We start from the raw sequence: 8,701 nt of genomic DNA, 5'->3' as shown, positions 1-8,701 counted from the left end.
CGCGGTGAGGTCACGCGCGAGATAGATGCGGATCGACTCGTTGCTACCTCCGGGCGTCGTGTAGAACTCCGTCAGCAGCTGGAGCGAACCGGCGACGAGGTCGGCCTCCTCCTCCAGCTCGCGACCCGCGGCCACGGCCGGATCCTCCCCCGCGATGTCGAGCAGGCCGGCCGGCAGCTCCCAGTCGCGCTCGCCGATCGGGTGACGGTACTGCTGGATGAGCAGGACGCGCTCGTCGGCGTCGAGCGCCAACACCGCGACCGCACCGGTGTGGTCGACGAACTCTCGCACGACCTCGCCGTCGCCGTAGCGGAACGTCTCCCGCCGGATGTCCCAGACCTTGCCCGCGAACGCGCGCTCGGAGGACACCACCTCGACGGGGTGCGACTCGTCGCGCAACGACGCGGCGTCGCCGACCGACTCAACCATTGGCGACGTCGAACAGACGGCTCGCCTGCTGACGCTCGAGCGAAGCACCGACGAGACCGGCGAACAGCGGGTGCGCGTGGTTCGGGCGCGACCGCAGCTCGGGGTGCGCCTGCGTCGCGACGTAGAACGGGTGCACCTCGCGCGGCAGCTCGACGTACTCGACGAGCGTGCCGTCGGGCGACAGGCCGGAGAACTGGAGGCCGGCGTCCGCGATCTGCTGGCGGTAGCCGTTGTTCACCTCGTAGCGGTGACGGTGACGCTCGGACACCTCGTCCGCACCGTACAGCTCGGCGACGATCGAGCCCTCGTCGAGCTTCGCCGCGTACAGGCCGAGGCGCATCGTGCCGCCGAGGTCGCCGCCGGCGATGATCTCGACCTGCTCGGCCATCGTCGCGATGACGGGGAACTGCGTGTCGGGGTCGAACTCTGAGGAGCTGGCGCCCTCGAGCCCGACGACGTTCCTCGCGTACTCGATGACCATGCACTGCAGGCCGAGGCAGAGGCCGAGCACCGGGATGCCGTTCTCGCGGGCGAACTTCAGGGCGCCGAGCTTGCCCTCGATGCCGCGGATGCCGAAGCCACCGGGGACGCAGATGCCGTCGACGTCGGCGAGCGCCTTGATCGCTCCCTCGACGGTCTCGCAGTCGTCGGACGGGATCCAACGGATGCTGACCTTGGTGTCGTGGGCGAAGCCGCCGGCCTTGAGCGCCTCGGTCACCGACAGGTAGGCGTCGGGCAGGTCGATGTACTTGCCGACGAGACCGATGGTGACGGCGTGCTTCGGGTGGTGGACGGCCTCGAGGAGGTCGGCCCAGCCGCTCCAGTCGACCTCGTTGGTGACGAGACCCAGGCGGTCGGCGATGTACGCGTCGAGGCCCTGGTCGTTCAGCATGGTGGGGATGTCGTAGATGCTCGGGACGTCGACCGCGTTCACGACCGCGTCCTCGTCGACGTCGCACATGAGCGCGATCTTGCGCTTGTTGCTCTCGGTCACCGGACGGTCGCTGCGGAGCACGAGTGCGTCGGGCTGGATGCCGATGGACCGGAGGGCCGCGACCGAGTGCTGCGTCGGCTTCGTCTTCTGCTCACCGGAGGCGCCCATGTACGGCACGAGCGAGACGTGGACGAAGAACACGTTGTTCCGGCCGAGCTCGTGGCGGATCTGACGAGCCGACTCGATGAACGGCTGCGACTCGATGTCGCCGACCGTGCCACCGATCTCGGTGATGATCACGTCGGGCTGGGGCGTCTCGGACGCCTGCAGGCGCATGCGGCGCTTGATCTCGTCCGTGATGTGCGGGATCACCTGCACGGTGTCGCCGAGGTACTCGCCGCGACGCTCCTTGGCGATCACGGTCGAGTAGATCTGACCGGTCGTCACGTTCGCGGCCTGGCTCAGCTCGATGTCGAGGAACCGCTCGTAGTGGCCGATGTCGAGGTCGGTCTCGGCGCCGTCGTCGGTCACGAAGACCTCGCCGTGCTGGAACGGGTTCATCGTGCCCGGGTCGACGTTGAGGTAGGGGTCGAGCTTCTGCATGACCACCCGGAGCCCGCGCGCCGTCAGCAGGTTGCCGAGGCTGGCTGCGGTGAGCCCCTTGCCCAACGAAGAAACGACACCACCAGTCACGAAGATGTGCTTGGTCGTGCCGTTGGAGCCCGAGACGATGCCGTCGGTCGGAGAGTTCAGGTTGCCCGCTTCAGAAGTATTCACCACGGGCTTTTATCCTACCATCCAGTTCGGGTTCATGTGTCGCTTCCTTCGCGGTCGCGTCGTCAGGAGGCTGCGAGGGCGAGCAGTTCGCGGGCGTGGGCGAGGCCGCTGTCGGACTCCGCGAGCCCGGAGAGCAGCCGCGCCATCTCCGCCTCCCGCTCGGCGCCGACGAGCTGGCGCACGCTCGACGCGGTCACCGAACCGTCGCCGCCCTTGACCACGCTCAGGTGGTTGTTGGCGAAGGCCGCGACCTGCGCGAGGTGGGTGACGACGATCACCTGCGAGCGCTCGGCGAGAGCCGCGAGGCGACGGCCGATCTCGATCGCCGCGGCTCCGCCGACACCGGCGTCGACCTCGTCGAACACGAAGGTGGGCACGGGGTCCGCGCCGGCGATGACGACCTCGAGAGCGAGCATCACGCGGGACAACTCTCCACCCGAGGCGCCCTTGCCCAGCGGTCGGGGCTCGGCACCGGCGTGCGGTCGGAGGAGGAAGGCGATCACGTCCTTGCCGTGCAGGGTGAGGTCGTCGCGATCGGACACCTCGACGACGAGCTCAGCCTCGGCCATCGCGAGCGAGCGCAGTTCCGCGCTCGCGGCTGCGCCGAGTCGAGCGGCGGCTTCGACCCGGACGGCGCTCAACGTCGCGGCAGCGGCGTCGACCTCCCCGGAGAGTCGTTCGACGTCGCCCTCGAGCTGGGTGATGCGGTCGGAGTCGCCGTCGAGTTCCATCAGGCGTGTGCTGCCCGTCTCGAGCAGGTGCAGGACGTCCTCAGCGGTCGGCCCGTACTTCCTGGCGAGCGTCGCAAGAGTGGCGCGGCGTTCCTGGACGACCTCGAGTTCGCGAGCGCCGTCCTCGTCGAGTCCGGCGAGGTAGCTCGAGAGCTCGGCGGCGATCTCCGCGGCCAGGTAGCTCGCATTGGCCACACTCGCGGCGATCGCGCCGAGGGCGGGATCGTGCACCGAGGCCCGGTCGAGCTGCCGCCGCGCACCTTCGAGCAGTCCGACGACGTCACTCTCCTCGCCGGCCTCGGCCGAGACGAGTTCTCGGGCGCCGGCCGCCGAGAGGCGGAGCTCTTCGAGATTGGTCAGTCGATCGGCGCGCTCTGCCAGCTCGGCGTCCTCGCCGGGCTGCGGGTCGGCCTGCTCGATCTCGGCCAGCGCGACGCGCAGCTGCTCGGCCTCGAGGAGTCGCGTGTCGCGCTCGTTCGTCAGGGTCTCGAGTTCCGTCCGCAGCTCCAGGAGCTCCGTGTAGCGCCGCTGGTAGTCACCGAGGGCCAGTTGGAGCGGTTCACCGGCGAAGCGGTCGAGGGCGTCCCGCTGGGCCGGCGCGGCCCGTAGGCGGATCTGGTCCGACTGCCCGTGCACGACGACGAGCTGCTCGCCGAGTTCGGAGAGGATGCCGATGGGCGCCGTCCGGCCACCGACGATCGCGCGGCCGCGGCCCTCGGCGGTCACGATCCGACCGAGCAGCAGCTCTGCCGCATCACCCGCGGGATCGAGGTCTCCCCCGGCCTCGCGGACGCGCTCGGCGACCGAGCCGTCGCCCGGCACCAACCAGCGTCCCTGGACGCTCGTCTGCTTCTGGCCCGCCCGCACGACGCCGCTGTCCGACCGCTGACCGAGGAGCAGCCCGAGGGCGGTGACCACCATCGTCTTGCCTGCGCCGGTCTCGCCCGTCACGGCGGTGAAACCGGGACCGAGTGGGAGTGTCCCGGACGCGATGACGCCGAGGTCGCGGATCTCGATCTCCTCGATCATGCGGTGCCCTCCTGATCGCTGTGGTGTCGGGTGGCCGTGGAGGCCGGGAGGTGGATCGTGCCGGTCATCGGCTCCTCGCGTCCGACGGGGCCACGCCAACCGGTGACCGGCAGCCGGAACTTGTTGACGAGACGATCGGTGAAGGTGCTCTCGTGGAGGCGCGCGAGGCGGACCGGCACCGAGGAGCGTCTGACGACCACCCGTGCGCCCGGCTGGAGGTCCTTGGCCCGGCGGCCGTCGCACCAGAGCACGCCGAGGCCGTCGGTGCGTTCCAGGACCTCGACGGCGAGGGACGACTCCGGGCCGACCACGAGCGGCTTCGCGAACAGGGCGTGCGCGCTGAGCGGGACGAGGGTGATGGCCTCGACCGACGGCCACACGACCGGGCCGCCCGCGGAGAAGTTGTAGGCGGTGGAGCCGGTCGGCGTCGAGATGACCACCCCGTCGCACCCGAACGAGGAGAGCGGACGCTGATCGACCTCGATCACGACCTCGAGCATGCGTTCCCGGCTCGCCTTCTCGACCGTGGCCTCGTTGAGCGCCCACGTCTCGTAGACGACCTCCGCGCCGACCTTGACCCGGACGGAGAGCGTCATGCGCTCCTCCACGAAGTAGTCGCGACGCACGACGCGTTCGACCGTCTCGGCGAGGTCGTCGCGCTCGCTCTCGGCGAGGAAGCCGATGTGACCGAGGTTCACCCCGAGCAGCGGCGCCGCCGATCCTCGCGTGACCTCGGCCGCGCGCAGGATCGTGCCGTCGCCGCCGAGGACGATCGCCAGTTCGATATCGCCGAGGGAGACCTCCTCGTCGAGGATGGAGACGACGTCGAGCTCCGGGTCGACGGCGATGAGATCGGCCCGCTCCAGCGCGCTGAGGACCGGACGGACGCCCGCTTCCAGGAGCAGCCTGGAGACGAGCACGGCGGCGTCGCGCGAGTCGTCGCGGCCGGTGTGCGCGACGATCAGGATGTTCCTCGCCGCGACCGCAGGATCGGAGGAATGTGCCATCGGGTTACGCTCCAGCCATCGAGGTGATCTGCTGCATCCATTCTGTCGGATTGGTTCCGTGCTCCGCCGATATCCACACCACGTACTCGCGGTTGCCGTGGGTGCCGACGATCGGCGACGGGATGAGCCCGGCCGTCCCGAGACCGAGGTCCCAGGCCGCCCACAGGACGCCTGCGACGGCGTCGGCACGGAGCGCGGGATCGGTGACGACGCCCTCACGGACGCCACCACGACCGACCTCGAACTGCGGTTTGACGAGCAGGACGAGTTCCGCCGGTGACGCGACGACCGAGACGAGTGCCGGGAGCACCTGCGTGAGGGAGATGAACGAGAGGTCGCCGACCACGAGCGACGGACGCTCGTCCAGGCCGGTGAGCTCGCTGAGCTGCTCCGGCGTCAGGAAGCGGACGTTGCACCCCTCGACGACCCGCACCCGCTCGTCGTCTCGGAGCTGCGGCACGAGCTGGTCGTGCCCGACGTCGAGGGCGATCACCCGACGCGCTCCACGCTCGAGCAGGACCTGGGTGAATCCGCCGGTGGAGGCGCCGGCGTCGAGGACGAGTGCGTCGTCGACCACGACCGGGAACGCGTCCAGGGCGGCGAGCAACTTGTGGGCGGCGCGACTCACGTAGTGGTCGGCGCCGGCGACGACGACCCGAGCATCCGGGTGGACCCGGTGGGAGGCCTTCACGATCGTGCGGTCGTCGACGCTCACGAGCCCGTCGGCGATGAGCTGGGCCGCATGGGTCCTGGAGCGGGCGAGTCCGCGCGCGGCGAGGGCGGCGTCGAGGCGGGCGGGCTGCGCGGCGGCGTCCGGCGAATCGGCTGCAGCCGGCGGTTCGGGTGTGTTCTCCATGCGCTACGCCGAGGTCTTCGGCGAGTCGCTCCCCTCGAGCGTCGCCCGTAGTTCGTCGACGAGCTGGCTGTATGCGGCGGCCCGCTCCTCGAGCGGCTGCTCGTCGATGAGGTGGACGCGGGACACGAGGCCGTCGGTCGGGTGCTCCGGTTCGTTCGTCACAGGGCAACCCTACCGGCCGCCACCGTCCCCGCCCCCGGGAACCGCTGTGGGCGAACACGCGTGGCGAACCGCGCCTCCCGAGGGCTGGGCATCACTCCGCGTACAGGTGCTCCGGGACGTTGAGCCCGTAGATGGCACGGCCGGACGACCAGATCGCGGCGCACGCGGCACGCAACAGGTCGATCCGGGACGGGCCGTCGGACTCCACCACGACGTCGTTCCCTCGGATCCGCACCGTGGCCGCACCGACCGTCGCCGCCTTGCCGTCGCGCGACATGGTGGTGGCCGGATACGGCTCGTGCAGCTGCCGCAGGTCCTCGAGGATGAAGGTCGGCCGGGAGTGCTGATCGGCCGCGAGGACGTGCTTGGCCCGATCGATGCCGGTCAGGACCAGGGCTGACGCGATCCCGGCGCGGTTCGCGCCGAGGATGTCGGTGTCGAGTCGGTCGCCGATGAAGAGCGGCTTCGATGCGCCGAAACGCACCTTCGCCTCGTCGAAGATCGGTACCTCCGGCTTCCCGGCGACGGTCGCCAGACGGCCGACCGCCGTGTGGACGGCCGACACCAGCGTGCCGTTTCCCGGAGCGATCCCACGAGCCTGAGGGATGGTCCAGTCCGTGTTCGTCGCGACCCACGGCAGCTCGGAACCGTCGGCGGTCGGCGTCTGCAGCGCGAACGCCGCTTCGGCCAGCTGCGACCAGCCGACCTCGGGAGCGAAGCCCTGGATCACCGCAGCCGGCGAGTCCTCAGCCGAGCGGGTGACGACGAAGCCACCCTTCTCGACCTCGTCGACGAGCCCGGCGCCACCGACGACCAGGATCGTCGACCCGGCGGGCACCAGGCCCGCCAGCAGTCGGACCGCGGCCTGTGGGCTCGTGACGACCTCTGCCGGCGCGACACTGAGGCCGAGGTCGGTCAGGTGCTGTGCGACGGAGGCATCCGTCCGGGAGGCGTTGTTCGTGATGTATCCGACGCGAACGTGTTCCGCCGCCAGGTTCAGCGACTCGACTGCGTGCGGGATCGGATTCGGGCCTGCGTAGACCACGCCGTCCAGATCCGCGAGGACCACGTCGACGCCGTCGAGCGGGGTCACGGGCTTAGGCCTTCTCGTCAACAGCGGACTCACCGGACGGCTCCTCCCCGGGCTGATCGTCGGACTCAGTGGCATCAGCCGTGGGCGATTCGGGTTCGTCGTCGAACTCGAGGAACTCCTCCACGACCACCATCGTCTCGCCCTCGTCGTCCGCAGCGGACTGCTCGAGTGCTTCGGAAGCGATCATCGCACGGTCGTGCCAGACGGCCGCCTCCTCCTCGCGACCGAGGACCTCGAGGGTCTCGGCGTACGCGTTGAACAGCGCCGGGCTGTAAGAGAACGCACGCTTCGGGTCGAGCTGCGGGATCTGGAGCTCGAGCAGCGCGTCCTCGGTCTGCCCGAGGTCGAGCCGGGCACCCGACATCGCGATCGCGAGGGCGACACGGACCGGTACGTCGAGGGTCGAGCGATCGACGGACCGTCCGAGTTCCAAGGCACGCTCCGGTCGGCCGACGCCGCGTTCACTGTCGACCATGAGCGGCAGCTGGTCGTCCTTGCCGGAGATACGGCGGTAGGTCCGCAGCTCACGAAGCGCGAGGGCGTAGTCGCCGGTCTCGTACGCGGTGATGGCGAGGGTCTCGCGGACCATCGCGATCCGGCCGGCCCGACGGGCGGCGGACATCGCGTGGAGGTGGGCCAACGCAGGATCGCTGTCGATCAGTCGCGCCGCCATCGCCAGGTGTTGGGCGACGCCGTCGGCGTTCTCCTTGCTCAGGGTCTTCAGCTCGTTCCGCGCACCTTTGTCGAGGTCCTGCGGCGTGACGTCGTCGGGGATCTCCGGGTCGTCGTGACGCGGCCGGATCGACTTGAGCTCGAACGCGATGCGCTCTTCCTCGGTCAGCTCGCGCTCGCGTCGGAACGCGTCGCGGTCGCCGCGGGCCGGAGCGCCATCGCGCGTCCACAGCTCACGTCCACCGCTCTCGCGCCCGCGGTCGGGACGGCCACCACGCTCAGAGGAGTGTCCACGGTCGGTCCGGTTTCCGCGGTCCGGACGATCGCCGGACGACGGACGGTCGCCGCTCCGCGCAGGACGGTCGGACCGCTGGGGACGGTCCCCCGACGCCGGGCGGTCCCGCTGCCAGGCGGGACGGTCCGAACGCTGCGGACGGTCGCCGGACGCCGGACGATCCTTCTGCCACGCGGGACGATCAGAGCGCTGCTGTCGGTCGCCGGACGACGGGCGGTCGCCGCTGCGCGCGGGACGGTCCGAGCGCTGCGGGCGGTCCCCGGACGCCGGACGATCTTTCTGCCAAGCAGGACGATCCGAACGCTGCGGACGATCCCCCGATGACGGACGGTCACCACTCCGTGCTGGACGGTCGGAACGCTGCGGACGATCCGTGCGTGGACGATCACTCCTGGGCGCATCGGACCGCTGCGGGCGGTCGGTGCCGCGAGCACGATCATCGCGCCGTGGAGCACCACCGTTCCCACGGTTGTCACCGGAAGATCTCGGAGGACGTCGCTCACCCTTGTCGGGCTGGTCTGCTGACTGGTCACTCACGATGATCTCCACGGTGCTCGGACGCCGTCACCCGGCGTCAACCTACTGTTGAATTCTTGTCCCACGGTACCCGTGAAACGACGACTTCACGCACAAAGCGTGTTAACGCAAAATGGCCACCCAAGAACCTTGGGTGGCCATTTCAACGAAGAAGTCCGGCGGTGTCCTACTCTCCCACA

9 protein-coding genes are annotated in these 8,701 nt (G+C 70.0%); 1 reads left to right on the top strand and 8 read right to left on the bottom strand.

Annotated elements, in window-relative coordinates; all coding sequences use genetic code 11:
• The 8 genes from IFU11_RS19850 to IFU11_RS19815 all read right to left on the bottom strand — a co-directional run.
• A partial coding sequence (locus tag IFU11_RS19850) for an NUDIX domain-containing protein (RefSeq protein WP_192020089.1) occupies positions 1–429 on the bottom strand: 429 nt, incomplete at its 3' end.
• The gene (locus tag IFU11_RS19845; protein WP_199862395.1) at positions 422–2,116 is read right to left on the bottom strand and encodes a CTP synthase; all 1,695 of its coding nucleotides are present in this window, start codon (positions 2,114–2,116) and stop codon (positions 422–424) included. The genes IFU11_RS19845 and IFU11_RS19850, both read right to left, overlap by 8 nt.
• 86 nt (positions 2,117–2,202) lie before the next feature.
• Positions 2,203–3,900 (bottom strand): DNA repair protein RecN, encoded by a 1,698-nt coding sequence (gene recN, locus IFU11_RS19840; RefSeq protein WP_192020088.1) that lies wholly within the window; start codon positions 3,898–3,900, stop codon positions 2,203–2,205.
• The gene (locus IFU11_RS19835; RefSeq protein ID WP_137241540.1) at positions 3,897–4,907 is read right to left on the bottom strand and encodes an NAD kinase; all 1,011 of its coding nucleotides are present in this window, start codon (positions 4,905–4,907) and stop codon (positions 3,897–3,899) included. Before IFU11_RS19835 ends, recN begins: the two co-directional genes overlap by 4 nt.
• Positions 4,908–4,911: 4 nt before the next feature.
• Complete coding sequence (locus IFU11_RS19830; RefSeq protein ID WP_124769481.1) at positions 4,912–5,763, bottom strand: TlyA family RNA methyltransferase; 852 nt, start codon at positions 5,761–5,763, stop codon at positions 4,912–4,914.
• A 3-nt stretch (positions 5,764–5,766) separates the two neighbouring features.
• A complete protein-coding gene (locus IFU11_RS19825; RefSeq protein ID WP_162852287.1) occupies positions 5,767–5,925 on the bottom strand; it encodes a hypothetical protein in 159 nt (52 codons plus the stop codon).
• Between the two features lie 91 nt (positions 5,926–6,016).
• Entirely contained in the window at positions 6,017–7,093 is a 1,077-nt protein-coding gene (locus tag IFU11_RS19820; RefSeq protein WP_192020087.1) for an HAD-IIA family hydrolase, read from the bottom strand.
• Positions 7,023–7,658, bottom strand: a complete 636-nt coding sequence (locus tag IFU11_RS19815) for a hypothetical protein (protein ID WP_244631987.1) — start codon at positions 7,656–7,658, stop codon at positions 7,023–7,025. Before IFU11_RS19815 ends, IFU11_RS19820 begins: the two co-directional genes overlap by 71 nt.
• Before the next feature lie 147 nt (positions 7,659–7,805).
• On the opposite strand from IFU11_RS19815, the gene IFU11_RS20055 reads away from it, so the two are divergent.
• Complete coding sequence (locus IFU11_RS20055) at positions 7,806–8,309, top strand: hypothetical protein (RefSeq protein WP_207185363.1); 504 nt, start codon at positions 7,806–7,808, stop codon at positions 8,307–8,309.
• The last annotated feature ends 392 nt before the right edge of the window (positions 8,310–8,701 follow it).

Source organism: Plantibacter sp. CFBP 8804 (assembly GCF_014841225.1).
GTDB classification, from domain to species: domain Bacteria; phylum Actinomycetota; class Actinomycetes; order Actinomycetales; family Microbacteriaceae; genus Plantibacter; species Plantibacter auratus.
This window is presented reverse-complemented; position numbering and strand designations above follow the sequence as displayed.

Coding starts and splice junctions, on each gene's coding strand:
- recN (WP_192020088.1), bottom strand. CDS start 3,900: ATGATCGAGGAGATCGAGATCCGCGACCTCGGCGTCATCGCGTCCGGG.
- IFU11_RS19835 (WP_137241540.1), bottom strand. CDS start 4,907: ATGGCACATTCCTCCGATCCTGCGGTCGCGGCGAGGAACATCCTGATC.
- IFU11_RS19830 (WP_124769481.1), bottom strand. CDS start 5,763: ATGGAGAACACACCCGAACCGCCGGCTGCAGCCGATTCGCCGGACGCC.
- IFU11_RS19820 (WP_192020087.1), bottom strand. CDS start 7,093: ATGCCACTGAGTCCGACGATCAGCCCGGGGAGGAGCCGTCCGGTGAGT.